The sequence below is a fragment of the Streptococcus sp. A12 genome (genome assembly GCF_905372335.1).
GTDB lineage: Bacteria > Bacillota > Bacilli > Lactobacillales > Streptococcaceae > Streptococcus.
This window is the reverse complement of sequence record NZ_CAJPOU010000022.1, coordinates 1-24,723: the sequence shown is the minus strand read 5'-3', so window position 1 is coordinate 24,723 and position 24,723 is coordinate 1. Positions and strand designations below refer to the sequence as shown.

General features: G+C 42.2%; 24 protein-coding genes, 2 pseudogenes and 1 riboswitch. Of the genes and pseudogenes, 2 read left to right on the top strand and 24 right to left on the bottom strand.

What is annotated here, in order from left to right; genetic code table 11:
* A pseudogene (locus QZ158_RS04595) lies at positions 1-108 on the top strand (peptidylprolyl isomerase); the annotation flags it as partial.
* A 300-nt stretch (positions 109-408) separates the two neighbouring features.
* On the opposite strand, the gene QZ158_RS04590 reads toward QZ158_RS04595, so the two are convergent.
* From QZ158_RS04590 to tmk, 8 genes are all read right to left on the bottom strand, one after another.
* Positions 409-1,950 carry an ABC-F family ATP-binding cassette domain-containing protein gene (locus QZ158_RS04590; RefSeq protein WP_293882732.1) on the bottom strand — a complete coding sequence of 514 codons (1,542 nt, stop codon included), beginning with the start codon at positions 1,948-1,950 and terminating at the stop codon, positions 409-411.
* Between the two features lie 84 nt (positions 1,951-2,034).
* On the bottom strand, positions 2,035-2,388 hold the full coding sequence (locus tag QZ158_RS04585; protein ID WP_293882729.1) for an arsenate reductase family protein: 354 nt from the start codon (positions 2,386-2,388) through the stop codon (positions 2,035-2,037).
* A gap of 9 nt (positions 2,389-2,397) precedes the next feature.
* Positions 2,398-2,886 (bottom strand): methylated-DNA--[protein]-cysteine S-methyltransferase, encoded by a 489-nt coding sequence (locus QZ158_RS04580; protein ID WP_293882726.1) that lies wholly within the window; start codon positions 2,884-2,886, stop codon positions 2,398-2,400.
* Complete coding sequence (locus QZ158_RS04575) at positions 2,879-3,451, bottom strand: GNAT family N-acetyltransferase (RefSeq protein WP_293882723.1); 573 nt, start codon at positions 3,449-3,451, stop codon at positions 2,879-2,881. Before QZ158_RS04575 ends, QZ158_RS04580 begins: the two co-directional genes overlap by 8 nt.
* Positions 3,441-4,325 carry a 16S rRNA (cytidine(1402)-2'-O)-methyltransferase gene (gene rsmI / locus QZ158_RS04570; RefSeq protein WP_293882720.1) on the bottom strand — a complete coding sequence of 295 codons (885 nt, stop codon included), beginning with the start codon at positions 4,323-4,325 and terminating at the stop codon, positions 3,441-3,443. The genes QZ158_RS04575 and rsmI overlap by 11 nt, the downstream gene beginning before the upstream one ends.
* 2 nt (positions 4,326-4,327) lie before the next feature.
* Entirely contained in the window at positions 4,328-4,648 is a 321-nt protein-coding gene (gene yabA / locus QZ158_RS04565) for a DNA replication initiation control protein YabA (protein WP_023024026.1), read from the bottom strand.
* Between the two features lie 4 nt (positions 4,649-4,652).
* Positions 4,653-5,552: a DNA polymerase III subunit delta' gene (locus tag QZ158_RS04560; protein WP_293882715.1), complete on the bottom strand. Its 900-nt coding sequence runs from the start codon at positions 5,550-5,552 to the stop codon at positions 4,653-4,655.
* On the bottom strand, positions 5,549-6,187 hold the full coding sequence (tmk, locus tag QZ158_RS04555; RefSeq protein WP_293882713.1) for a dTMP kinase: 639 nt from the start codon (positions 6,185-6,187) through the stop codon (positions 5,549-5,551). The genes QZ158_RS04560 and tmk overlap by 4 nt, the downstream gene beginning before the upstream one ends.
* Before the next feature lie 171 nt (positions 6,188-6,358).
* Here tmk and QZ158_RS04550 point away from each other — a divergent pair, with 171 nt between their 5' ends.
* Entirely contained in the window at positions 6,359-7,246 is an 888-nt protein-coding gene (locus QZ158_RS04550; RefSeq protein WP_293882710.1) for a YitT family protein, read from the top strand.
* A gap of 38 nt (positions 7,247-7,284) precedes the next feature.
* Here the strand turns inward: QZ158_RS04550 and QZ158_RS04545 are convergent, their stop codons facing one another.
* The 16 genes and pseudogenes from QZ158_RS04545 to QZ158_RS04470 form a co-directional block, all read right to left on the bottom strand.
* Positions 7,285-7,941, bottom strand: coding sequence for a CBS and ACT domain-containing protein (locus QZ158_RS04545; protein WP_293882707.1), 657 nt, complete (start codon positions 7,939-7,941; stop codon positions 7,285-7,287).
* A gap of 195 nt (positions 7,942-8,136) precedes the next feature.
* Positions 8,137-8,847 (bottom strand): ABC transporter ATP-binding protein, encoded by a 711-nt coding sequence (locus tag QZ158_RS04540; RefSeq protein ID WP_003008277.1) that lies wholly within the window; start codon positions 8,845-8,847, stop codon positions 8,137-8,139.
* Positions 8,847-9,611 (bottom strand): ABC transporter ATP-binding protein, encoded by a 765-nt coding sequence (locus QZ158_RS04535; protein ID WP_293882699.1) that lies wholly within the window; start codon positions 9,609-9,611, stop codon positions 8,847-8,849. Before QZ158_RS04535 ends, QZ158_RS04540 begins: the two co-directional genes overlap by 1 nt.
* Positions 9,611-10,558, bottom strand: coding sequence for a branched-chain amino acid ABC transporter permease (locus QZ158_RS04530; RefSeq protein ID WP_293882696.1), 948 nt, complete (start codon positions 10,556-10,558; stop codon positions 9,611-9,613). The genes QZ158_RS04535 and QZ158_RS04530 overlap by 1 nt, the downstream gene beginning before the upstream one ends.
* A 3-nt stretch (positions 10,559-10,561) precedes the next feature.
* On the bottom strand, positions 10,562-11,431 hold the full coding sequence (locus QZ158_RS04525; protein ID WP_009731472.1) for a branched-chain amino acid ABC transporter permease: 870 nt from the start codon (positions 11,429-11,431) through the stop codon (positions 10,562-10,564).
* A gap of 81 nt (positions 11,432-11,512) precedes the next feature.
* Positions 11,513-12,670 carry an ABC transporter substrate-binding protein gene (locus tag QZ158_RS04520; protein WP_006595827.1) on the bottom strand — a complete coding sequence of 386 codons (1,158 nt, stop codon included), beginning with the start codon at positions 12,668-12,670 and terminating at the stop codon, positions 11,513-11,515.
* 92 nt (positions 12,671-12,762) lie between these two features.
* Positions 12,763-13,047, bottom strand: coding sequence for a DUF2129 domain-containing protein (locus QZ158_RS04515; protein WP_293882687.1), 285 nt, complete (start codon positions 13,045-13,047; stop codon positions 12,763-12,765).
* A 131-nt stretch (positions 13,048-13,178) separates the two neighbouring features.
* A complete protein-coding gene (locus QZ158_RS04510) occupies positions 13,179-13,769 on the bottom strand; it encodes an ATP-dependent Clp protease proteolytic subunit (RefSeq protein ID WP_023024046.1) in 591 nt (196 codons plus the stop codon).
* Positions 13,770-13,931: 162 nt separating this feature from the next.
* Positions 13,932-14,561, bottom strand: coding sequence for a uracil phosphoribosyltransferase (upp, locus tag QZ158_RS04505; protein ID WP_048689715.1), 630 nt, complete (start codon positions 14,559-14,561; stop codon positions 13,932-13,934).
* Between the two features lie 100 nt (positions 14,562-14,661).
* Positions 14,662-17,322: a magnesium-translocating P-type ATPase gene (gene mgtA, locus QZ158_RS04500; RefSeq protein WP_293882679.1), complete on the bottom strand. Its 2,661-nt coding sequence runs from the start codon at positions 17,320-17,322 to the stop codon at positions 14,662-14,664.
* Between the two features lie 223 nt (positions 17,323-17,545).
* A riboswitch (M-box (ykoK) riboswitch) is annotated at positions 17,546-17,700 on the bottom strand.
* A gap of 41 nt (positions 17,701-17,741) precedes the next feature.
* On the bottom strand, positions 17,742-18,911 hold the full coding sequence (locus QZ158_RS04495; RefSeq protein ID WP_293882677.1) for a MalY/PatB family protein: 1,170 nt from the start codon (positions 18,909-18,911) through the stop codon (positions 17,742-17,744).
* A 9-nt stretch (positions 18,912-18,920) separates the two neighbouring features.
* On the bottom strand, positions 18,921-20,015 hold the full coding sequence (locus QZ158_RS04490; protein WP_293882674.1) for a cystathionine gamma-synthase: 1,095 nt from the start codon (positions 20,013-20,015) through the stop codon (positions 18,921-18,923).
* A gap of 730 nt (positions 20,016-20,745) precedes the next feature.
* Complete coding sequence (locus tag QZ158_RS04485; protein ID WP_293882671.1) at positions 20,746-21,129, bottom strand: hypothetical protein; 384 nt, start codon at positions 21,127-21,129, stop codon at positions 20,746-20,748.
* Between the two features lie 651 nt (positions 21,130-21,780).
* Entirely contained in the window at positions 21,781-22,290 is a 510-nt protein-coding gene (locus QZ158_RS04480) for a hypothetical protein (RefSeq protein WP_293882734.1), read from the bottom strand.
* Positions 22,291-22,380: 90 nt separating this feature from the next.
* Positions 22,381-22,793 (bottom strand): annotated as a pseudogene (locus tag QZ158_RS04475) (hypothetical protein).
* A 366-nt stretch (positions 22,794-23,159) separates the two neighbouring features.
* On the bottom strand, positions 23,160-24,599 hold the full coding sequence (locus tag QZ158_RS04470) for a phage/plasmid primase, P4 family (RefSeq protein ID WP_293882668.1): 1,440 nt from the start codon (positions 24,597-24,599) through the stop codon (positions 23,160-23,162).
* Between the last annotated feature and the right edge of the window lie 124 nt (positions 24,600-24,723).

Below are 24,723 nucleotides of genomic sequence, written 5' to 3'. Positions count from 1 at the left end.
GTAGTCGACAAAATCGCCGAAGTTGAAACGGACGACAAAGACAAACCAAAAGAAGGTGTCAAAATTGAAAAGATGGAAGTCGTAAAAGACTATGATTTCAAAAAATAATCAAAAGAGAACCGCCAGGTTCTCTTTTTAAAATATTGATAAACCATTACCGAATAGATTCTTTAAAAAATGAAATGAATTCTCATGATTTGCGACATTCATCTACTGAAACTTTCCGCCGTGAGAAAAGTGCCTGAAACAGATTTGTTTCAGGCACACGGAATTATTGAGACCTTAGGCTCAATAATTAGTCATGGAACTTCGCAGAAGTTCGCTGACGTCCGTACTCACCTACGGGAAGTTTCTAAGAAGTATGTAACTTCAATCTGAAAAGAGAACCATGCGGTTCTCTTTTTGTGTTTACGTCAATTCATTAAAGTCCCAGATTTGGTCCATCCAGCCTTCATAGAAGTCTGGCTCGTGGCAAACCATGAGGATCGATCCCTTGTATTCTTTCAGGGCCCGTTTCAACTCTTCTTTGGCATCCACATCCAAGTGGTTGGTCGGCTCGTCCAGTACCAAAACATTGTTTTCACGGTTCATCAAAAGACAGAAACGCACCTTGGCTTGCTCCCCACCAGATAGTACCTGAATTTGGCTCTCGATGTGTTTGGTGGTCAAACCACAGCGAGCAAGGGCTGCACGAACCTCTGCTTGATTGAGAGCTGGAAAGGCATTCCAGACTGCTTCAAGCGGGGTCTGACGATTGCCTCCTTCGACTTCTTGCTCAAAATAGCCTAGTTCTAGGTAATCTCCACGTTCTACTTCTCCAGCAATCGGTGGGATGATTCCCAGCAAGCTCTTCAAGAGAGTGGTTTTCCCGATCCCGTTAGCTCCGATAATGGCTACCTTTTGATTTCGTTCAAAGGTTAGGTTCAAAGGCTTGGTTAAAGGACGATCATACCCGATTTGAAGGTCCTTGACTTGGAAAATGAAGCGTCCAGGAGTTCGGGCATTTTTAAGTTCAAAGGATGGTTTTGGTTTCTCACTTTGCAACTCAATGAGTTCCATCTTGTCCAGCTTCTTCTGACGAGACATAGCCATATTCCGTGTAGCCACACGCGCCTTATTACGCGCTACGAAATCTTTCAAATCAGCAATCTCTTTTTGCTGGCGTTCATAAGCTGCTTCCAATTGCGATTTCTTCATCTCGTAGACTTCAAGGAATTGGTAGTAGTCTCCGGAATAGCGGGTCAACTGTTGATTTTCCACATGGTAGACGATGTTGATTACATCATTCAAGAAAGGAATATCGTGGGAAATGAGGACAAAGGCATTTTCATAGTTCTGCAAGTAGCGTTTGAGCCAATCGATGTGCTCCGCATCCAAGTAGTTGGTTGGCTCGTCCAAGAGAAGGATATCTGGTTTTTCAAGGAGCAATTTAGCCAAAAGGACCTTGGTCCGCTGCCCACCTGAAAGGGCCGTCACATCTGTCTCCATGCCAAAGTCCATGATCCCAAGAGCACGCGCCACTTCATCTATCTTGGCATCCAAGGTATAGAAATCCCGACTCTCTAACCGATCCTGGAGCTCTCCGACTTCTTCCATGAGAGCATCCATATCTGCTCCATCTTCAGCCATTTCCATATAGAGGTCATTGATGCGAGCCTCTGCGTTAAAGAGCTCGTCGAAAGCTGTCCGCAAGACATCGCGCACCGTTTGCCCTTCTTTTAGGACAGCATGCTGGTCAAGATAGCCAGCGGTCACATACTTAGACCACTCGACCTTCCCTTCGTCGGGTTGCATCTTGCCCGTCACGATGCTCATGAAGGTGGATTTCCCTTCACCATTGGCCCCTACCAATCCGATATGCTCTCCCTTTAACAAGCGGAAGGACACATCCTCAAAAATAGCCCGATCTCCAAAGCCGTGGCTTAAATTTTTCACCTCTAAAATACTCATGATTGACTCTCTTTCATTGATTTCACTCGTATGATTATATCATCTTCAAGACAGAATTAAAAGGGAGTCCAACTCCCTTTTTTCTTACAAACCTAGGTCCGCATATAGTTTCCGGTAGCCCACTTGAACAACTTTTCCGTCCTTCACTAAAAGAGGGCGTTTGATCAGCATGCCATCACTAGCTAAAAGGTCTGCCGCTTCTTCTACCGAAAGCTGATCTACCTTATCTTTCAAGCCCAATTCCCGATACTTCATCCCACTGGTATTAAAGAATGATTTGATTGGTAGGGAAGACTCCTTGATCCAGATTTGTAGTTGCTCACTGGTCGGGGTGTCTACCACGATATCTTGGCTATCAAACTCACAGCCTAAGCTCATTAATTCCGATTTCGCCTTACGGCAGGTTGAACATTTTGGGTATTCAATAAATGATAACATCTTTTCTCCTTATTCTTTCCAAGATATGGCCTCATGTTGCAACAGCCAACGTTTGCGATCTAGTCCAGCAGCATAGCCTGTCAACTTTTTCTCCGTCCCCAGCACCCGGTGACAGGGGATGAGGAGGAGTAAGGGATTCCGACCTACTGCTTGACCGATGGCTTGGGCCGATTTGCAAGACAAGGCTCGGGCAATCTCTCCATAAGTCCGATTTTCCCCATAGGGAATCTGAGCTAGATAGGCCCAAACTCTTTGTTGAAAGTCTGTCCCTTGAGGAGACAGGGGAAAGGGCATGGAAGGATTTTCCCCTAAAAAGTACTGGTCCAGCCATTCAAAGACAGCTTCATGAAGTGGCTGACAAGCTACTTCGATATGCTCAAGCCCCTGCTCACAATTGGCTTGATCACAAAACCAGATCCCTACTAGGCTGTCTTCATCCACCACAACAGATAGAGGTCCCAAGGGACTCTGATAGAGTTGTCGATAGTACCTAGTCATTTTGAGATTGTTCTGCACGGTAGTCCCAACGGTCGTCTTCACTGATCACTTGGAATAGGCTGGTTTCTGCCTTTCGCTTAATCTTCTGATAAGCGAAACGAACCCCATCAATTGGTACCTTCCCACAGTAATGGAAGCCTAACTTCTCTAAAAGGTGTTGCATGACCTTGTTGTCAGGATGGGTATCACAGCGGAAATCTGGGCCCTTTTCTCCTTCGATCAAACCTTGGAGGAAGGTTTGGGCTACTCCTTGACCTGTGGCTTCTTTGGCAACAGCGATCCGGTGGAAACTGATATAGAGATAGTTATCATGTTCCCATTTCCCATCATAAATGTCATTATAAGCGGCTTCATTTCCCTTGTAGAGAGCGGCATAGGCTACGACTTCTTGATTCTCTACAGCCACATAACCACGGCTTTCTAGGATATCCTCAAAAATGATTTCTTGATTGGGATAACCATCCTGCCATTGGTCCACGCCAGCTGCAGCTAAGCTATCCTTGCCATCTTGGATGATTTCCATAATCCGATTGATTTCATTGGGATAGGCCATTCTAATTTCCATCAGACTCTCCTTTTTCTTCCTCTTGGTGGTAACGGGCATAGAGATCACTCTTTTGCTGCCCGAATTGTTTGGCAACCTGTTTGATTGCTTGGTTCTTTTTCATGCCAGACTGGACCAGAAGATCAATCTCTTGGATCAGATCCACTTCTTCTAGATCTGGCTCCTGCTCACTGGCCCCCTCCACGATCAGGAGGCACTCTCCTTTAAGGGGATTTCCCTCTAGATAGTCCACTAACTCTGTGATGGTCCCTCGCGTGTACTCTTCATAGATCTTGGTCAGTTCTCGGACCAGGACAACCGGACGGTCTCCATAGACTGCTAGCATATTTTCAAGGGTCGCTCGTACCCGGTGCGGGGACTCATAAAAGATCTGAGTCTCAGGATAGGCTAGCTTTTCCTGGAAAAAGGCCTTTTGCTGCCCTTCCTTGCGTGGAAGAAAGCCATAAAAGATATGAGGCTGGGGTGCCAAGCCACTGGCAATTAGGCCAGTAATGCCGGCGCTCGGGCCAGGAACTGCCACAACAGGGATCTCTCGCTCAATAGCCGCCTTGACCAGGTCGTGACCTGGATCCGAAATACTAGGCAGTCCTGCATCCGATACCTGGGCCAGGTCCTTTCCAGACTCTAAATGAGCTAGCAAATCAGGGATTTTCTCCATGGCATTGTGCTCATGGAAGCTAGTTTGTGGTGTCGCAATCTCAAAATGCTTGAGCAAGAGTCCTGTATTGCGTGTATCTTCTGCTGCTATCAGATCCACCTCTTTTAGAGTTTGGATCATGCGGTAGCTCATGTCCTCCCGATTGCCAATTGGGGTTGGCACTAAAAATAGAGTCCCTGTCGCTTTATCCCCTTTAAAACTTCGTTGAATCTGCATGTTTACTCCCTAAATAACAATTCATCACAGAAAATACACTCTTCATCATTTTCACGACGTTGACCATAGGAGTCTGTACAAACATGAAATCCATCATTGTAAATTCTTTGTAAATTTTCACGACCATTGCGATGGAATTTAGGGGAGCTGGTTTTCTCCACTTCTCCTAAGCGCTCTCTTAATTTATCATTTTCAAGACGCAGAGCTGTATTTTCCTCGACAATGAGTTTGAGATTTTTCTTTATGGCTTCAACCTCTGCTAATGTAACTAGCAATTCCTGGGAGAAGCCATCCAAAGCATCAAATAATTCTTTTTTATTCATCTCTTTACCTTCTATTTTTCAACTGTAGGACCATATACTCAAGAGCATTTTGAAAACTCACATTCCGTTCCCACATCTGTTTGGCCAAGACCAGTTTTTCTAGATAGTCTCTTCCTAAGGACTGACTGATGGAGCGTGCAAAGAGCAATTCCAGCAAGCGAAAGGCTTGGGCCTGCTTTTCTTTATCATCCGTCTCTTGAACCAAGCGAGAGACCAGTAAGTAGACATGCGGATCTGCTTTTAGACAAGCTGCGACGAAACGCTCACACTCCCTCGCCAGATCGAAAAATGAGGTATTCTGAGCGAGAATTTGAGCCTCTTGGAAACCTTGACTAAAGTTGGCTAACAGATCTGCTTGTTGAAGCAAGAGACCTTCCTGAAGGAGATATTCTTTTAGGAAATCTTGGTTTTTTGGAAAATGGACCTGCTGCGCCCGACTTTTTATGGTCGGGAGAACCAGCTGCTCATCTGCTGTCAGCAGAAAAATATGAACTTCACTCTGAGGTTCTTCAATGACCTTGAGGAGAGAATTGGCCGCATTGACATGCATCCGGTCTGCATCGCAGATGATAAAGACTTGCTTGGATCCTTCGTAGCCTGACTGAGAAAAATGCTGGATCAAATCCCGGATCCGATCCGTTTTGATGATTTGATTGACCGGTCGGACAACCGTTACATCTGAGAATTCATCCTCTTCAATCAAGCGACAAGCCCGACAAGTCCCACAGGGCCAAACGCCCTTCTTATCCGTACAAAAGAGACTTTGGGACAAGAGCTGGGCCATCTCAAAACTTCCAAAATCTCCTGTAAAGAGATAGGCGTGGCTCAAGCGGTCTTTTTCTAAAATAGCTTGGAAGCGATCGACTAACTGAGGTTGAAGTTTTTGCACTTGTTCTAACTTCATTCTCTGATCTCCAAGACTTCTTTCAATAATAGCCAAGTATCCTCGACCACCTGGTCAAAAGGTTGACTGGCATCAATTTTCACCACACGTTGTGGTTCTTTTTCGAGAATGGCCAGATAGCCTTGACGAACTTTCTGATGGAGACTTAGGCCTTCTAGATCTATGCGATTGACTTCACGGCTAGCACTCTTAGCAATTCTCGCCAACCCTTCTTCTACATCAATGTCAAAATAGAAGGTCCGATTGGGATTCAGACCATCGGTCGCAAATTGGTTCAACCATTCAATATCTGCTACTGCTAATCCACGCCCAAAGCCTTGGTATGCTACCGAACTATCGATAAAACGATCCATGATAACTAGCTTCCCTGCTTTCAAAGCTGGAAGGACTCGTTCTGCCAAGTGTTGGCGACGACTGGCGATATAAAGAAGCAATTCTGTCTTGGGATCCATCTCTGTATGGGATGGATCTAGAATGACCTCACGTATTTTTTCTGCTATTTCGACGCCCCCTGGCTCCCGCGTGGTAATATAGGCAATCCCTGCCTTTTCCAAGCGTGGTAGCAAGGCTTCTAAAACGGAGGATTTCCCTGCACCTTCTGGGCCTTCAATCGAAATTAATGTTCCCTGTTTCATTCTCTTATCTTAACTTTCTATACTCATTTCTCTAGCATGCATCACTTCTTTTTATTTTACCAAAAATAGGGGTAAAAATCCTGTCCGAATTCGTGAAAATTGATGAAAATTATTTCCTATTTTTCATTTTTTTTGGTAAAATGTATGGTGAAAATGAATAGGAGAACGAGCATGTTTAAGGCAAAAAATATTCTGGCCATTATTTTTGGGGCTGGCATTTTTTCTTTTGGAATCTTCTTTTTAGTCATTCCATTTCACTTCTATGAGGGAGGGGCTACAGGGATTACCCTAATCACCTACTACCTCTTTAAAATTCCCGTTTCGGTCATGAACTTGGCCATCAATATTCCCCTCTTTTTCCTAGCCTGGAAATTACTGGGGCTCCGATCCCTCTATCTCAGTTTGATTGGAACTTTTTCGGTCTCTACTTGGATGGCCATCTTCGAGCTGATCCCTGGAAGTCATCATCTTCAAAATGCAGTCTTTACGGCTCTTGACGGAGACATCCTCCTAGCCTGTATCGGATCAGGGGTTATCCTTGGAGCTGGGCTTGGGATTATCTTCAACGCTGGAGGCACTACAGGTGGAACCGATATTGTCGCGCGTATCTTTAACAAGTACACGACGCTTTCCATGGGACGCCTCATGTTGATTGTGGATGCCATCGTCTTGACAACTGTTTTGATCGTCTTCAAGGACTTCCGAATTGCAGCCTACACCCTCCTCTTTATCCTGATTGACACCGTCGTCATTGATATTGTCGGTGAAGGAGGTTTTGCAGGAAAAGGATTCCTCGTGGTTACATCTAAACCAGATGAAATTGCCAAACAAATCACGACTGATTTGGGCCGAGGAGTCACCTTCGTAAACGGTATGGGCTATTATAGCCAACAAGAAATGAAGATTGTCTACTGCGTGGTTTCACGGAATGAAATGAAACAGATGAAAGATATCATCAATAAGATCGATCCATTCGCCTTCATTACCATTACAGAAGCCCATGAAATCCTAGGAGAAGGATTTACCTTGGATACCAACAAGCAACCCATTGCTCGCTAAAACAAAGAGCCTGAGAATATCTCAGGCTCTTTCTTTATTTAAAAGGCTTTTGCAGATGTGCGACTAATTTCATCCACACGAATACCATTTTCTTCAAATTTCTTCTTGATGACTTCCGTATCGGTAATGCCATCAATCTGAACTTCGATAACGACATGATCATCTTTGGTTGGGATATTGACTGTATTGGCGATATTGTATCCTTCTTCTACAATCAAATGAATGATTTGTTCTAGAACACCAACCTTATCTTCTGTCACAAAGCGAACACGAACTCCTTCTTCTCCATAACCGGATACTTCGAGGAAGGCACGGAAAATATCACGGTCTGTGATGACACCGGATACTTGGTCATTGTCTACAACCGGAAGAATTCCCACCTTGTTCTTATACATGAGATAGGTCGCATCTTCGAGGCTGGCAAATTTAGAGACAGTAATGACATCACGAAGCATGACATCTTTGACCTTGGTTTTATTAAGTAGGTAGTTCATCTCAAAAATAGACAAGCTTGTTGCTTTAGATGGACTTGCTTCTGCAATCGTACCTTCTGTCACCAAACCGACCAATTGGTCATTTTCAATGACCGGCAAGCGGTGTAAGCCTTGTTCCCGCATCAAATCTGCCGCATGAGCAATTGTTGTATCTGGACTAATATACACTACTTTACGGGTCATAAAATCTTTAACAGCCATAACAGTTCTCCTATGCTTTTCTTAGTTTTATTATACTTGATTTTTAGAATGATTTCAAACGCTTTCAGCAGTTTTCTCTTGTTTTCAAAATTCAGAATTACCTAATAATCCTTGTATTCTTCCCTATGAGAACCAAATTTTCTAATTGTAGCCAAACCATTTTTAAAAAAGAGCCCAAAGGCTCTTTTTTATCTCTTATCCACCAAGGTAGGCCTTGCGGACTTCTTCAGAGGCTAAGAGTTCTTTTCCTGTTCCGGAAAGAACGACTTTCCCTGTTTCGAGAACATAACCTCGGTCTGCGATGGCAAGGGCCTTGTTGGCATTTTGTTCAATCAAGAGAACAGTTGTTCCTTGTTTTTGGATATCTTGGATGATATCAAAGATTTCTTGTATAAAGATTGGGGCCAATCCCATAGAAGGTTCATCCAGGAGCAAAAGTTTTGGCGTCGACATGAGGGCACGACCCATTGCAAGCATTTGTTGCTCCCCACCAGATAGGGTGGCTGCATCTTGGTTCTTCCGTTCTTCCAAACGTGGGAAACGGGAGAAGACCTTCTTCAAGTTAGCTTGGTTTTCTTCTCGGTCTTTCTTCAAGAAAGCTCCCATTTCCAAGTTTTCCATAACGGTCAAGCCTGGAAAGACGTGGCGACCTTCTGGAACTTGAGAGAGTCCTGCTGCTACAATCTTTTGAGCTGGAACCTTTTGAATCTCCTGACCCAAAAACTCAATTTTCCCAGCACTTGGACGCACCAAACCTGAAATGGTACGAAGAATAGATGTTTTCCCAGCACCGTTAGCACCGATAAGAGAAACAACTTCTCCTTCATTTACCTCGAAACTGACATCACGGACAGCCTGGATCATGCCATAGTGTACAGAAAGATTTTCAACTTTTAACATAGACATTAGGCTTCACCTCCTAGATATGCTTCGATTACGCGTTTGTTATTCTTGATTTCATCTGGCGTACCATGGGCAATCAAGCGGCCATATTCCAATACATAAATCCGTTCTGTTACTTCCATGACCAAGCTCATATCGTGCTCGATCAGCATGATCGTAATATTAAATTCTTTTTGAATGCGACGGATCAATTGGGTCAATTCTGCTGTTTCTTGAGGGTTCATCCCTGCAGCAGGTTCATCCAAGAAGAGGATTTTTGGCTCTGTAGCAAGGGCACGAACGATCTCCAAGTGACGTTGTTGTCCGTAAGCCAAGTTTTTAGCCAAAGTATCTGCTTCTTTTTCCAAACCGAAAATGGCTAACAATTCAAGGGCTCTTGCTTTCAAAGCTTCTTCATTCTTGTAATAGCTTGGCAAGCGGAAAAGACTCGCAAAGACATGTGGTTTGTGGTGGTTGGCAAAGGCAATCAAGACATTGTCCAAAACGCTCAAGTCTTTAAAGAGACGAATATTTTGGAAAGTCCGTCCCAGACCACCTGCAGCGATTTTATAAGGTGCTTTACCATTTAATAGGTGACCATCTAAAGTAATGGTCCCTTCACTTGGTTCATATACCCCTGTTAGGAGGTTGAAGAGGGTTGTTTTTCCGGCACCGTTGGGCCCAATCAACCCAACCAATTCCCCTTCATTGAGTTCCATGGTCACATCCCCAACGGCTGTCAAACCACCAAAGTTTTTTGTTAAATTTTTTACTTCAAGAAGTGCCATTAGTTAGCCTCCTTTTTTGAGAGTAGTTTTTTCAAGCTGAATTCCCATGTTCCAAGAAGACCACCTGGACGGAAGATCATCACGAGAATCAAAGCCAATGAGTAAATGATCATACGTACACTTGAGAAGTCTTGAAGCACCATGTTCAAGATCCCCAAGACGATAGCTGCCACAACTGTTCCTGACATTGATCCCAAACCACCAAAGACTACAATGATCAAGACATTAATAGTATTAGTAAAGGAATAATCTTTCGGAACGACAGATCCAATGAAACCTGCTTGGAGAGATCCAGCAATCGCCGCTGTGATCGCACCAAATACAAATGCGATGACTTTGACTTTGGTCGTATTGATCCCAACAGATTCTGCTGCGATTTCATCTTCACGAACAGAAAGGGTAGAGCGTCCAATTGGACTGCGTAAGAAGTTGATGGTAAAGATGGTTGTAATCACGACAAAAAGGTAAACCAATTGCCAGGTTGTAAAGGCTGGCAAACCAAGGATACCGGCGGCACCATTTGTGAGAGTACCACCATTGACGATCAAGATCCGGATGATTTCAGAAACTCCAAGTGTCGCAATCGCGAGGTAGTCCCCTTTTAAACGAAGGGTTGGAACCCCAACAATCAAGGCCACAGCACCTGCGATCAAAGCACCTAAAACCATCGCGCCAAAGAACGCTCCATAGGTTGGTGATTTGGAGCCGAGAATGGCTGCGGAGTAGGCACCAATCGCCATAAATCCAGCATGTCCAAGTGAGAATTGACCTGAGAAACCAACGATGAGGTTCAAGCCAACTGCAAGGATAATATTAATTCCGATTTGTTCTAAAATTTGGATATAGAAGAGGTTGAGCACACCCGCTGCAACCAAGACTTGGATCAAGGCAAAACCTGCGAACAAAAGACCAAGCCAGACTAAATTCACTTTTAAATTTTGTTTCATGGCTTACACCTTCTCTTTCACATTTTTACCGAGGATACCTGCTGGACGGATGAGCAAGATTACAATCAAGATGGCATACACAATGGCATCACGGAAGTCTGAAAGGCCAATCGCTGTGGCGAAGGTTTCCAACAAACCGATGACAAATCCACCTAGGGCCGCACCTGGAATGATTCCGATTCCACCAAGAACGGCTGCGACAAAGGCTTTGATACCTGGTGTCATCCCCATCAAAGGCTCGATTGAGTTGTAATACAAACCGATCAAGACACCGCCAGCACCCGCTAAGGCTGATCCCAAAGCAAAGGTAAAGCTGATGGTTCGGTTTACGTTAATCCCCATCAATTGAGCGGCATCGCTATCAACAGAAACGGCACGCATGGCTTTCCCCATCTTTGTCTTTTGGATAATAAATTGAAGAGCGACCATCAAGAAAATAGACACTCCTAAGATCATCAACTGAATGTTGGAAATCGAAATAGGACCAAAGTTGTAACGAACAGTTTCAATGACTTGCGGGAAGGAACGGGTATTGGCCCCTACAAAGAAGACCATCCCATATTCAAGCAAGAAGGAAACCCCGATGGCTGTGATCAAGGCTGCAATCCGAGTCGAATGACGAAGCGGACGATAAGCCAGATATTCAATCACAACCCCTAAAATAGCTGTCCCGACCATAGCTAGAAGCAAGGCTACAAAGAAGTTAACTTTCAATGAGTTCAATAAGAAATACCCCATAAAGGCACCTACCATGTAGATATCCCCATGGGCAAAGTTGATCAATTTGATAATTCCATACACCATAGTATAACCAAGGGCCAAGAGTGCATAGACACTTCCCAAGATTAGACCGTTCACTAATTGCTGGAGCATTTGAACCATCCTTTCTAATAATAAAGAGCGAGGCCAGGAATTTTCATTCTCCCAGCCTCTTGTACAAACAACAAATGATAATTAAGGTTTAACCGACTCAACTGACTCAACTTTACCATCTTTTAAGCCAATCATAAGTGCAGATTTAACCGGATTATGGTCTTTGTCAATAGACATTGTACCAGTAACACCTTCCAAGTCTTTCAACTTCGCAAGGTTGTCTTTCAATTCGACAGAGTTCTTAGCACCTTTAGATGCTTCTGCAACCATGTAAACTGAATCATATGCCAAAGCTGCAAACATTGAAGGTTCTTCGTTGTATTTTGCTTTATAAGCTTCTACGAATTTCTTGGCTTTATCAGTCATTTCACCTTCAGTAGAGAATCCAGCTACGTAGTAGATGTCTGTAGCTGCAGCAGGTGTTGCTTGTTCAACGAATTTAGCATCGCTAAATCCATCACCACCAATGATTGGTTGTTTGATTCCCATACCACGTGCTTGGTTTACGATTTTACCAGTTTCAGTGTAGTACCCTGGAAGGACAATCGCATCGAAGTCTTTGTCTTTGATTTTTGTAAGAGCAGCTTGGAAGTCTGTATCCTTAGATTGGAAAGTTTCTGTTGCTACGATTTCACCTTTATAAGATTTCTTAAAGGCTTCAGCAATCCCTTTAGCATAGTCAGATGAATTATCGTAGTAAAGAACAACTTTCTTCGCTTTCAAGTTATCCGTTGTATATTTAGCAATGATTTGTCCTTGGAAGCTATCGATGAAGGTTGCACGGAAAAGGTAATCTTGACCTTTTGTCAAATTATCTTGTGTTGCTGATGGTGTTACCAATGGAACACCTGCTTTACCAGCATTCGCAACAGCTGCGGCAGTGGCACCTGAAGTAGCAGGCCCTACAAGAGCGTTCACTTTTGATTGAGTGACAAGGTTTGTAGTGATTGTAGCTGCTTCAGCTGTTTCAGATTTGTTATCTTTGTCTGTGACAACAATCTTCTTACCATCAGCTCCACCATTAGCATTGATTTCATCAACGGCTAATTGAGCACCTTTTTGTTCAGCACTACCATATGCTGCTACTTCACCAGTTTTTTCAAAGTTAAAACCGATTTTTAGTTCTTTGCCGATTTCGTTACCAGTTGTGTTTGAACCTGAAGTTGAAACTTCACCACAGGCCGCAAGAAGAGCGACACTTGCAATTGTTAAAAATGAAAGAGCAAATTTTTTCTTCATTTGTAATAATCTCCTTAAATAATCTTAAAATAAATACATATTAAGAATATACCGAATTATCTGACAATTGTCAATATAAAAAACACAATCCTTTAAATGATTGCGTTTTCTACTTGTGTTTCATCCTGTTGACGATGCAAACTTCCTACAAAATCACGATCCAATTCTTGAATATGGCAAATTTGAACCTTCTTTACAAAGCGTTCTTTTTTTAATTGATGCATAATTTCAAGAACTTGAGGACTATCGACATAGACCTGGACATAGCGCATTTTTTTGGAATGATAGATCACATCCCCAATTTCCTGTAATTTCTTTGCATCTCGATTATAATACAATTTTACAATTAAGCCTGTTCTAGCTTGCTTCTCAAACATACACAATCCCTTTCTGCTTCTGTTACAAGTATAGCAAATTTCAGGTCAAAATACTATCTTTTTCTAGAAAGTAAAGAATGTCCTAAAAAAACCTCTCCTGTCAAAGGAGAGGGCTGGATGGTGAAGGTTTCTTATCCGAGATTGTTGTTAGCCATGATTTCATCGATGAAACCATAAGCTAAGGTTTCTTCTGCAGTCATCCAATTATCCCGTTCTGCATCAGCGTGGATTTTCTTGATGGTTTGACCTGAATTTTCTGCCAAGATTTTTTCCAATCTGTGACGTGTTTTCAAGAGGTGTTCTGCTGCAATGGCCATATCCGTTTGTTGGGTACCGCCACCAGTACCACCCATTGGTTGGTGGATCATGTACTCAGCATTTGGCAACATGAAGCGTTTGCCTTTGGCACCACTTGATGCAATCACAGTCCCCATTGAAGCTGCCATCCCCATGACGATGGTTTGGACGTCTGATTTGATAAAGTTCATGGTATCGACGATTGCCAAACCTGCAGAGACAGAGCCTCCTGGCGTATTGATATACATATAGATATCTTTGGTATTATCTTGGGCATCCAAGAAGAGCAATTGGGCAATAATCGAATTGGCCATTTGGTCTTCTACCGGTCCTGTCACCATGATAATACGGTCTTTTAAGAGGCGTGAGTAAATGTCGTATGAGCGTTCGCCACGACTAGTTTGTTCAATTACTACTGGAATCATTCATTCATCTCCTTTTATCCATTATAACCGGCACCATCTCACGAGTTTCATCCGGCTGATTCGAGAGGCTAGCTCTCCTTCCATTCTTTATAAAAGCTATTATATCCCATTGGTCAACAAAGGTCAAATTTTTACTTTCCTAAAGATGGATTGGAAATGTGCTTATTTGGTACCAAACAAACGGTCCCCAGCGTCACCTAAACCTGGAACGATATAGCCGTTTTCGTTGAGGCGTTCATCCAAGGCTGCAGCAAAGATTTCGACATCTGGATGAGCTGTTTGAAGAGCTTCCACTCCTTCTGGTGCCGCAACTAAGCAGACAAATTTAATATGGCTTGCACCACGTTTCTTTAATGAATCTACCGCTAGGATTGCAGATCCCCCAGTCGCCAACATTGGGTCTACCACAAAGATTTGACGTTGGTCGATATCTTCTGGCAATTTCACCAAGTATTCAACTGGTTTCAAGGTTTCTTCATCGCGGTACATTCCGATGTGACCAACTTTAGCAGCGGGTACCAAACTCAAGAGTCCGTCTACCATCCCGATCCCTGCACGAAGGATTGGAACAATCGCTAGTTTTTTACCAGCAATCTGTTTTTGAACTGTTTTTGTAATGGGTGTTTCGATTTCTACATCTTCAAGAGGAAGTTCGCGCAAAACTTCGTATCCCATCAACATAGCAATTTCATCTACTAATTCACGAAAAGCCTTTGTAGAGGTATCAGTCCGACGCAAAATAGACAATTTATGCTGAATCAGTGGATGTTTAATAACTTCAAGTTTTCCCATTGTGGTTCCTTCTTTCTCTATATTCATCTTATTATATCAAAAAGGAAGAAAAAGGCCTACAAATATGCAAACCTTTTCTTTTCTTATTTTAATGACTATCTTATAGCCACTCTTTGTACTTGCCAATATAATAGTGTTTGACCAGGGTGACACTTGCCATATAAAGGAAAAGGATTCCCGCTAGTAATAGGAAGTAAAGACTATTTAGTGGCGCTACTTTCAACAAGGAAGCCAGTGGGCCATATGGTAGGAAGGTCACAAAGAGGGCGCCCAATAGGGTCGTTGCCATGACTGCAAGGGCTGGCCGACTTTGAACAAAAGGCAATTTTGGAGAGCGGAGCATATAGATGACCATAGTTTGGGACCACATGGACTCAATGAACCAGCCGGTTTGAAAGAGCATGATGAAGAGTCCCGCACTGTCTGCTCCATGGACATAGCCATAGCCTGTAATCATGGGTACGATGATAAAGTAGAGAGCGATAAAGGTCAAGATGTCAAAGACAGAGGAAATAGGACCAAACCAGGCCATAAAGCGGGTAATGGATTTTGCTTCCCAAATCCTAGGTTTCTTCAAGAAGTCCTTATCCACTCGGTCAAAAGGCAAGGCGATACAGGAAAGGTCATAAACCAAGTTTAAAACGATGAGATGGATAGGGGCCATTGGAAGAAAAGGAAGGAAAATACTAGCAAAGAGAAGAGAGAAGATATTTCCGAAATTAGAAGAAACAGTCATCTTGATGTACTTGGTCATGTTGGCATAAACTTTGCGGCCTTCTACCAAGCCTTTTTCGAGGACCATCAAGTCTTTATCCAGAAGGATAACATCTGCTGTTTCTTTGGCAATATCGACAGCTGTATCAACCGAAATCCCCACATCTGCCACTTTCATAGAAGGAGCATCGTTGATCCCATCTCCCATATATCCGACCTTGTGGCCATTTGCTTTGAGTTGCAAGATAATGCGTGCTTTTTGATCTGGAGATAATTTTGCAAAAACGGTGGTGATTTCTACTGCTTGGGCCAAGTCTGAATCAGAGAGACTGTCGATATCGCTACCCAGCAAAATGCGGTCAACATCCAGTCCCACCTTTTCACAAACCGCTTGGGTCACTTTCTCATTATCACCCGTAAGGATTTTAGTAGCAACTCCGTATTCCGCAAGGGTATTGATGGCTGGTGCTGCAGATGGTTTTGGTGGATCTAAGAAGGCTAGGTAGCCCGTCAAGATCATGTCTGCTTCATCTGCCACTTCAAAGGCATAGCCTTCCTCAAGATTTGATTTGTAACTAACCCCTAGCACACGCAAACCTTGTTCATTCAGCTGAGCCACCTCTGCCAAGACGTCTTCCCGCACTTGGTCTGTTAGGGGGATAATCTCATCCTTGTATTCTACATAGTTAGAGACTGCTAGCATTTCTTCCAAGGCTCCCTTGGTGACCATGCTCACGATTCCCCCCTCATCTTTGACAATGACACTCATCCGCCGGCGTTCAAAGTCAAAAGGCAATTCATCAATTTTTTGGAAGCTTTGGTCCAAGCCTCTGACAATCTCATGTTTTTTTGCTTCTCTTTCTGTCCGGCTGATAATAGCGCGATCCATTAAGTTTTTGAGGCCGGTTTGGAAGTAAGAATTGAGATAGGCCCGACGAAGGACAGACAAATCCAAGTCCCCACGAATGTCGAGGGGGTATTCGAGTACAATCTCATCTTGGGTCAAGGTTCCTGTCTTGTCCGTACAGAGGATATCAATAGCGCCTAGATCTTGAATAGCGTTGAGCTTTTTGATGACCACCTTTTCTTTGGCCATGATAATGGAACCCTTGGCCAAGCTAGCTGTGATAATCATTGGGAGCATTTCCGGAGTCAAGCCCACCCCTACACTGAGGGCAAAGACCCCTGCTTCCAGCCAATCCCCATCTGTCAAACCATTGATAAAGAAGACGATGGGTACCATGACCATCATGAGTCGGATCAACAACCAAGAGATGGTGTTCATTTCTCGTTCAAAAGAGGTTGGTTCATCATAAGTATTGATGGTTTGCTCAATCGCTCCCATCATGGTTTCATCTCCAACGACCAAGACCAAGGCTGTTGCTCGACCTGAGATGACGTTGGTCCCCATGAAAGCTAAACTTTCACTCTCCAAAAGACTGTCCAGATTTTGGCCAGTCGCTTTTTTCAAGCAGACTTTTTCGACAGCATCGCTCTCTCCAGTCAAACCAGATTGTTGGACGAAGAAGTCTCGAGAATCCAACAAGACCACATCCGCTGGGATCATGTCGCCTGCACTCAATTTGATCAAGTCTCCCACAACGATCTCATCAATGGGAATTTCTTCTTCTTTGCCTTCTCGAATCACCGTTGCAGTATTGACAATCATGCGAGAAAGGTTGCTAGCAGCCTTGTCACTTCGCAATTCTTGGATAAAGCGAATCACTCCAGAGAGAAGAACGAGGACGACGATGATGAGAGAGGTCGTTGGATCTTCCTCACCTGGTTTGGCTAACCAAACATTGGTCACCAGAGAAACAAGGGCAATGAGCAGTAAGATGACTGTGAAGGGATTGATGATGGATTCAACAATCCGTTTCCAGATAGAATCATCTTGCCCCTTTGTGAGGACATTTTCTCCATAGCTATCGCGGTTTTCCTCTACTTGGTCTTCCGTCAAACCAGACCAGCTAGATTGATAGGTTGCTAAGGTTCTTGTTTCTGCATCTTGCAATGCAGCAATGAGTCTTTCTTTTGTTGTTTGCATTGGAATCTCCTTTTAAATCAGGAGCCAAACGCTTATAGAGTCCCGATGACACAAATCAGCGATTGGCTGGCTATGTGCGGTTCGGGATGATCGTCGATTTGTATCATAGTGCTCTCCTTTTCTACTTGATAGGTGAGAGGCTTCTTAAGCATAAGAAAAGAGCCCTCCCCTTTTACAGGTAGGACTCATTAAACTCGTCGTTTATTTTTTAATAAAAATTCTCAAAAAATAGACCGTCCAAGCTTTAGCTCCGCAAGGCAATGAAATGAGCTTAGTCTTGACCTTTGCGATCAGGACTGTTGACCAACGAGTAGTGTCTCCACTGCTTTGCGGTAGTCATCCGTATCCTTGTGGTAGCCTCACCTACCGTTATTCCCCTTGAGTATACTCCTCCCCTATAGAAAAGTCAACCCTTAAAATCAACCTTTTTTAGGAAAATTTGTTACGATCCGATCGACAATCTCTTGGACTAGGGTTTTCGGAGCTGCCACATTCAAACGGGCATGTTGCTTCCCTTCTACTCCAAAGTCTGTCCCTTTATTGAGGATGACCTTGGCCTGGTCATGAAGTCGAGCATGGAGTTCTTCCTCTGACAAACCGTAGGCAGAAAAATCAAGCCAGAGTAGATAGGTCCCTTGCGGTTTCATCACACCAATGTCTGTCTGCTCACGCAAAACTTCTACAGTATATTCGATATTTTCTTCCAAGACTTCCTTTAAGTCCTCTAACCAAGCTTTTCCATTCTGATAGGCGACTTCGGTGGCGATAAAGCCAAGGGCAGAAATTTCATGTTGATTGTTTCGCAACTGCCGAGCTTGGAAGGATTTCCTTAGTGCATCATTTTCGATGATGGCATAGGAATTTTTTGTCCCTGCGATGTTGAAGGTTTTGGTCGCACTCGATAAGACAAGAGTGAAGTCCTTAAAGCTTGGATCAACCGTATTAAAAGAAACGTGCTGGTGGCCAAACAATACCAAATCTTGGTGAATTTCATCGGAAACAAGCAAGACCCCATATTTTTGACAGAGGCGACCAATCTTTTCAAGGACTTCTCGTTCCCAGACGCGACCACCTGGGTTATGAGGATTGCACAGGATGTAGAGCTTGACTTGGTGCTCTTCAAAGTCTTTTTCCAATTGCTCAAAATCAATTTGGAAGAGTCCATCCACTTCTACTAAGGAATTGGTCACTAATTTGCGTTGATTGAGGCGGACACTACGGGCAAAGGGTGGATAGACTGGCGTATTGATGAGAACAGCCTCGCCTTCCTTGGTGAAAGCCTGAATAGCCGTTGAAATAGACGGAACCACACCTTCCATAAAGACAATGGCTTCCTTCTCAAACACATATCCATGCTCTGACTTTTCCCAATTCTGAACAGCCTGGTAAAGCTCTTCACTAGGATAGGTGTAGCCGTAGACCAATTGATCCGCGTAATCTCGAATGGCTTGTCGAACCGCAGGCAAGGATTCAAAATCCATATCTGCAATCCAAGCAGGAAGAAGTTCTGGATCTTGCTCTGACTCCTTCCACTTGCTAGTATGATGCCCCAAACGATTAGGGACAGTCAAAAATTGTTCTTTTCCCATGATGGACTCCTATCTATCCAATGCTTGTTCTAAATCCTCAATCAAATCCCGTGCATCTTCAATTCCGATGGAAAGGCGAAGCAAGTCATCCGTTAACCCATAGGAATGACGAACCTCTGCAGGAATATCTGCGTGGGTCTGTGTAGTTGGATAGGTAATCAAACTCTCCACTCCACCTAAGCTTTCTGCAAAGGTAAAGACTTGCAAGTGGTTCAAAATGGTTGGAATCTTTTCTTGGTGGCTTACTTTAAAGGAAACCATGCCTCCCTTGCCGGTATACAAAACTTCCTTAACAGCTGGATGCCCCTTCAAGAATTCCACTACCTTCTTCGCATTTTCTGTAGAGCGCTCCATTCGAAGGGCTAAGGTTTTTAACCCACGGATCAATTGGTAGCTGTCAAAAGGAGAGAGAACAGCTCCAGTTGTGTTTAAGTTATAAAAGAGTTGCTCATAGAGACCTTCATCATCAGTCACTACAACACCAGCCAAAACGTCATTATGACCCGCTAGATATTTGGTCGCTGAGTGAAGGACGATATCTGCTCCTTCTTCAATTGGACGTTGGTAGATAGGGCTATAGAAGGTGTTGTCTACAATCACTTTTGCCCCTTTTTCATGAGCGAGTTTAGCTAATTTCTGGATGTCAAACTCCAGCATGAGTGGGTTAGTAGGTGTTTCAATATAGAGAATATCCACCTCTCCATTCAATCCTTCTACCAACTCTTCTTCTGAATTTGCATAGGTAAAGAAAAAGCGTCCTTCTTGTTCCATTTGGTTGAACCAACGGAAAGAGCCTCCATAAAGATCTCTTACTGCCAAAACCTTACTGCCAACAGGAAAAATACTAAAGGCTAAGACAATGGCAGACATACCTGAGCTCGTCACCAAGGCATGCTCTGCACTCTCAATAGCTGCCAAGGTCTTTTCAGCGTTTTCCCGAGTCGGATTCTTGGTACGGATATAGTCAAAACCAGTAGATTGACCAAACTCTGGATGCTGGTAAGTTGTTGAAAAATGAAGCGGAGTAATCAAAGCCCCTGTTGCTGGATCCGACTTGATTCCCGCTTGAGCTAGGATGGTGTTAATATTCTTTTTGTGACTCATACAAACCTCCAATGGACGTAAATTCAATTGTCTCTATTGTATCACTTCTTTAGATGATTCGGTTTTTCCTTTTTCAAGAGCTAGATATAGCTTCAAATTATAACATAACACATAATATAGTTGAAATTAATTCGCAAAAACCCCATAAAATGGGCGTTTTCGTTCTATCCACTATTCAATTATACCCACTTAAATAGTCCCTAAAGTTCCTAAAAAAGTTCACAAAAAAATGACCCTAAAAGGATCAATCATTTACGAGTTCAGCAGGCAAGATCTAGCACCCTCACACGGTGCTTTTTTATTTACAAAAGTGGTAGGCTACCGCGCACCAAAAGTGGGTGCTCGATGTCCTACCACCTAGCTATATTATAGCATATTTTATCATAAACAGCTCTAATCTTATTCGAATATAAAGAAAAAATACCGAATAGATGAAAAAACTAGCAGAATAGATAAACCTTAAAAATAATCTTCAAATTCTTGTTATCATAGGCTTATGATTCAAGATATTATTTTACAAATTAAACTTAATGCACTAAAACTAGATGAACGCCTCAATATTGAAGATCTAGAAGATAGAATTTTGAAACTAGAAAAATCTATCGAACTATTGAACGTTCAATTAGATAGAATTTATCTAGATTAGGGCTATTTCTACACTCTTCTATAACTTTAAAGGGTTCAAAAAGGGAAAATATCACACAGAAAAGGGGTGCGTCCTTGTGGTGGGTTAAGATACACCCCGTTTATTTTTAGTGGGGGATATGGATTGCCAATGCTCTATAAACTCTAGTAATGCTCTAGCTTTTCGCCTATGATAGTTACTACTGGAGATAGAGAGCCTAATCATCTGTTCACTAGTAGACACCTTTTTTTGCTCGATATAACTCATTTCTAGAATGCTTTTATCCATTGCCAATGGAATACCCTCAATAGCTTTTCTAATCTTGTTTATCTCGATTAAAGCCATGTTTTGTAGCTTATTTTGTTGATCTGCGCAACCATCAAGTAGATTCCCTGTTAGAAAGTCAACTCTAGCTACTCTACAAAATGAACGGTATTTACTCAATACATTTCTGGCTAGTTCTTTGTCATTGTTATTTTTATAATCCATTTTATCACTTCATCATGTTCAGCATGAGAATTTATCATTTTCTCGTTATTCGCTCGTGGTTCAACACACATAACCCTGCCATTTGTCAGGCATATTTTTTACAACTACCTAACCAAAACCTCACCATTGAAAAACTTCAATACCTTACCGTTCTATGGTTCTAGCAGATTAAGCATCGCAATTATAAAAGACGGTGAAGAATTGATAGACATTTTAAAACTTAATAAAAAATAAAGGTGTCCCACCTCCTACCGCAGAATGAACTGTTTCAAGGGGAGATGGAAAACCTCTATTCACTAACTAAATTATAACTCACAATGTGTTTTTTTTCAAATAATAAAGGAGAACAAAAGTAGCTATACCTTGTGGTAACCTTGGGGTTCTATCACTAGGAAAATAGCCCTGTACCTTTATAAAACCTTAGTATTTTTAAGTATGTGACCTTAGTATTTTTAAGTATGTGACCTTAGCCTATTTTTAGTATTTTTAAATACGCAACCTTGACAAAACCTTTACATTTTTTTGCTCTTACCTCACCCTTTTTTTGGAACGCTCTACTTACTTAAATCCTTGATATATCTAGTTTTTTTAACATTTTAACTGTCTAATATGTAGTATTTGTTTATTTGGTAAATTGCACACCGCTACAAATTACCTTAGAGAACTCAAACCATTCAGCCAAAAGCTATCCCCTTTTCTGGTGTAGTTAACAAACTTTTGATAATGCTTATAATATCGTTTCTGCCTCATATACTTTGGCCTTTCGGGGAAACTATCAAACATGTATCCACCACATTTAGGGTTCCAGCCTGGTTCTACTTTTCTGGCTTCTCTTAAGGCTCTCTCCCAATAGTATTGGCAATCTGTCTTGCTACGGTTTAGAGTATCTTTATATACCTGTTGGCATAAACCACAACCATAAAATAAAGACCTCTTATATAGCTTCCTGCACCGCCTATCACACATAGGGCAAAGGAAGAAATAGCGATAACCGCCCATAGTTCCTGACAGCCTTGCTAAATCAAAATGATTTTTCCCAAAAGTGACAAATAAATTATCTAGGTTTATTTCTAGCCTTTCCCCGTCTAACTCACCGATACCATGAGTTAGTTTTTTATTTTTCATTGGCTTTATAAATGTCTCTATGGTTATTGATTTTATTACTTCCATTCGTTCAAAACACCCCCTATATATAGAAAACCCAAATCTATTGCCTAAATGTCAAAAGGGGATTGCTCCCCTTCCTGTGTTTTATTGACCAGAATAATCAGCAAGGCCTTTATATTCGCCCTCTACGTCCAATTTTTGGAGTAGGCTAATACTTTCATCGTCCAGCATTTCCAACGTACCAAAAGCGGTCATAGAGTCCATAGGGATAGGCTTATCAGAAAGCAAGCGATCAGCATAGTCTAATAGCTCCAGCTCGTAGTCTGTGACCTTATTCAGCAAGCTCTCAAAATCCTCTGACTCTTTGAGTTGAGCCACGCGCTCCTGTTTGTAACGTTCTTCAAATGCTTCAACCTCCTCAGGTTGCTTGTAATAGTCTATGTCCCAGTCATGTATCCTAGTAGCGCGTGACCTGCTACTTGAGCAGTGTCCTGATCTTTAAATTCGTAAGTAAAAGTGAATGTTTTTGCTTTATCTGAAAATGTTTTTAATGTCATGTTGTTTTTCTCCATTTCTTAGTTTAAGGTAAATTATGTAATATTTTTGAGATTTGTTACCTTCTTCGGTGATTTTGTTACCTTCTAGGTAACATAGTTCAGCCTTACTGCCACAATGGTTTAGACCGTTTTGTTACCATGTTACCTTCTTTTGAACTCCTTACCCTTATATATAAAATATATCTATTTCATTTACATTCTTGTTTTTAAAAAGAAGGTAACAAGGTAACATTTTTCTAAAAAAGTCAGTCATATCAAGGGCTCAACTACGTTACCTTCTTTCTAAACAAGGTAACAAGAAGGTAACATTTTGGGGTAAAAATCCAGATATACCAAGGGTTTATGGCATAAAAAGAAGGTAACATTTTAGTCTTTAACGACAGCGTGATTAGTTTTAGCTAGTTTTGTTCTTTCAAACTCTAATGGATCCAATTTGTCATAATCTTCAATCTTAACACGCGCCCTTTTAAGTTTGTATCGATAAGGTGTTAGCTGTTGTAAGTGTCTGATAGTGTCTTTTCCAGCCCCGTAAACGTTAGGTTTAGGTATTCCCATATCTTCGGCATAATGTTTTAACGATCTTGTCAGTATAAAAACAGGTACTACGTCCAATTCATGCCAACCTTTTTCCATGTATTCATGCTTAACCCATGAAAGCAAGTAGTCGTTATCCTCTTGGTATTCTTCTAACAAGCCTTTGACTACTTGGGGTTCGATAAAGTGAGTAAATGGCTCTTGATTGATAGCTTTATATAGAGCATATTCTAGGACTTCCTTGTTTGCTAAAAACTCGTTTTTTATCCAAGGTTTTTCCTGTTCCCCATTAAAGTCAGCGTTAAAAGGTACGATCATAATTCTACGGTACCAGCCTTTTGTCTTATTACCACCATTGGGGATATAGTTTCCCGAAAAGATATTGAATAGCTTAAAAGTAGCTTCAAAAGCTGGGCGACCTTTGGGATTTACTAGAACGGTATCACCGCTGGTGATACTCATAAGATCAGACGGATTTTTCAAGTATTCGTTAGGCGCTTCATCTCCAATATTGCAAACTTTACCTACCAAAGTTTCAAGGTTGTGCTTTTCAGCAAACTGAGCAGGCTTTAGGGCTGAAATATTGCTTTCTCCTATCAGATTGATAAGGAAGCGCTGAAATGTTCCCTTACCATTGTTACCGTCCCCGTAGAAGATAGCAAACTTATTCCGTGTATGATTGGGATTGATGGCCTCTAGGATAATCTGCCAAAACAGTGTTACTAACTCCCTATCGTTACAGGCGATTGAGTTCAGCCAATCATCAAAGGTTTTTCCTTCCCTATCTGCCGGGACTTGTTTAGGCGCGTGGTAAGCCGTGCTTATCTTACTTGTAATTACATATTTAGGACTAAACGGGAGTAGTTCCTTTGTTTTCAAGTTAATAATCCCGTTATTCACGGGTATAAGATCAGCACTTTCTAAGGGCTTTTGTATCTTTGTCAGTGTTCTGACCATTAGCTTAATCTGAGGCCACTCTCTGGGTTTAATTCTAACGTCAAAGGTCTTACACAAAAGATTGAATAGATCATTACTAGCGGTATAGATACCCTCGTCTAAATCATAGATATAGAGTAAGCTATAATCAGGTACATTGCTCTTACTGATAAAAGTAAACGTGACAATATCACTTAGTATTTTAGCAACTGTGAAGGTTTGGGGCATGGCGACTTTCTCGCTAACGTCCCCAGTAGACTCGTTTACCTTAGTTTCAGTATGTTCTGCCCGCCATTTTTCACCAGCTTTAAAAATAAGATTTTCTAATTCCTTCATTGTTTTTGGTGGTCGCTCTTGGTCACGCGCTTCATTGATCTCACTTTCAAGGCTTTTTAGTTCTTCTTTTTCTATGGCTCTATCCTCGCTTTCTATATTCTGCCCGTGCTATGCTGGTAAAAGT

Bases quoted from the DNA above. Each gene is read 5' to 3' on its own strand.
- QZ158_RS04545 (WP_293882707.1), bottom strand. From the start codon at position 7,941: ATGGCTGTTAAAGATTTTATGACCCGTAAAGTAGTGTATATTAGTCCA.
- rsmI (WP_293882720.1), bottom strand. From the start codon at position 4,325: ATGCAGATTCAACGAAGTTTTAAAGGGGATAAAGCGACAGGGACTCTA.
- tmk (WP_293882713.1), bottom strand. From the start codon at position 6,187: ATGAAACAGGGAACATTAATTTCGATTGAAGGCCCAGAAGGTGCAGGG.
- QZ158_RS04575 (WP_293882723.1), bottom strand. From the start codon at position 3,451: ATGGAAATTAGAATGGCCTATCCCAATGAAATCAATCGGATTATGGAA.
- QZ158_RS04525 (WP_009731472.1), bottom strand. From the start codon at position 11,431: ATGCTCCAGCAATTAGTGAACGGTCTAATCTTGGGAAGTGTCTATGCA.
- QZ158_RS04520 (WP_006595827.1), bottom strand. From the start codon at position 12,670: ATGAAGAAAAAATTTGCTCTTTCATTTTTAACAATTGCAAGTGTCGCT.
- QZ158_RS04560 (WP_293882715.1), bottom strand. From the start codon at position 5,552: ATGAAGTTAGAACAAGTGCAAAAACTTCAACCTCAGTTAGTCGATCGC.
- QZ158_RS04510 (WP_023024046.1), bottom strand. From the start codon at position 13,769: ATGATTCCAGTAGTAATTGAACAAACTAGTCGTGGCGAACGCTCATAC.
- QZ158_RS04495 (WP_293882677.1), bottom strand. From the start codon at position 18,911: ATGGGAAAAGAACAATTTTTGACTGTCCCTAATCGTTTGGGGCATCAT.
- QZ158_RS04470 (WP_293882668.1), bottom strand. From the start codon at position 24,599: ATGAAGGAATTAGAAAATCTTATTTTTAAAGCTGGTGAAAAATGGCGG.
- QZ158_RS04540 (WP_003008277.1), bottom strand. From the start codon at position 8,847: ATGTCTATGTTAAAAGTTGAAAATCTTTCTGTACACTATGGCATGATC.
- yabA (WP_023024026.1), bottom strand. From the start codon at position 4,648: ATGAATAAAAAAGAATTATTTGATGCTTTGGATGGCTTCTCCCAGGAA.
- upp (WP_048689715.1), bottom strand. From the start codon at position 14,561: ATGGGAAAACTTGAAGTTATTAAACATCCACTGATTCAGCATAAATTG.
- QZ158_RS04490 (WP_293882674.1), bottom strand. From the start codon at position 20,015: ATGAGTCACAAAAAGAATATTAACACCATCCTAGCTCAAGCGGGAATC.
- QZ158_RS04585 (WP_293882729.1), bottom strand. From the start codon at position 2,388: ATGTTATCATTTATTGAATACCCAAAATGTTCAACCTGCCGTAAGGCG.
- QZ158_RS04590 (WP_293882732.1), bottom strand. From the start codon at position 1,950: ATGAGTATTTTAGAGGTGAAAAATTTAAGCCACGGCTTTGGAGATCGG.
- QZ158_RS04535 (WP_293882699.1), bottom strand. From the start codon at position 9,611: ATGGCACTTCTTGAAGTAAAAAATTTAACAAAAAACTTTGGTGGTTTG.
- mgtA (WP_293882679.1), bottom strand. From the start codon at position 17,322: ATGCAAACAACAAAAGAAAGACTCATTGCTGCATTGCAAGATGCAGAA.
- QZ158_RS04485 (WP_293882671.1), bottom strand. From the start codon at position 21,129: ATGGATTATAAAAATAACAATGACAAAGAACTAGCCAGAAATGTATTG.
- QZ158_RS04530 (WP_293882696.1), bottom strand. From the start codon at position 10,558: ATGAAACAAAATTTAAAAGTGAATTTAGTCTGGCTTGGTCTTTTGTTC.
- QZ158_RS04515 (WP_293882687.1), bottom strand. From the start codon at position 13,047: ATGTTTGAGAAGCAAGCTAGAACAGGCTTAATTGTAAAATTGTATTAT.
- QZ158_RS04580 (WP_293882726.1), bottom strand. From the start codon at position 2,886: ATGACTAGGTACTATCGACAACTCTATCAGAGTCCCTTGGGACCTCTA.
- QZ158_RS04550 (WP_293882710.1), top strand. From the start codon at position 6,359: ATGTTTAAGGCAAAAAATATTCTGGCCATTATTTTTGGGGCTGGCATT.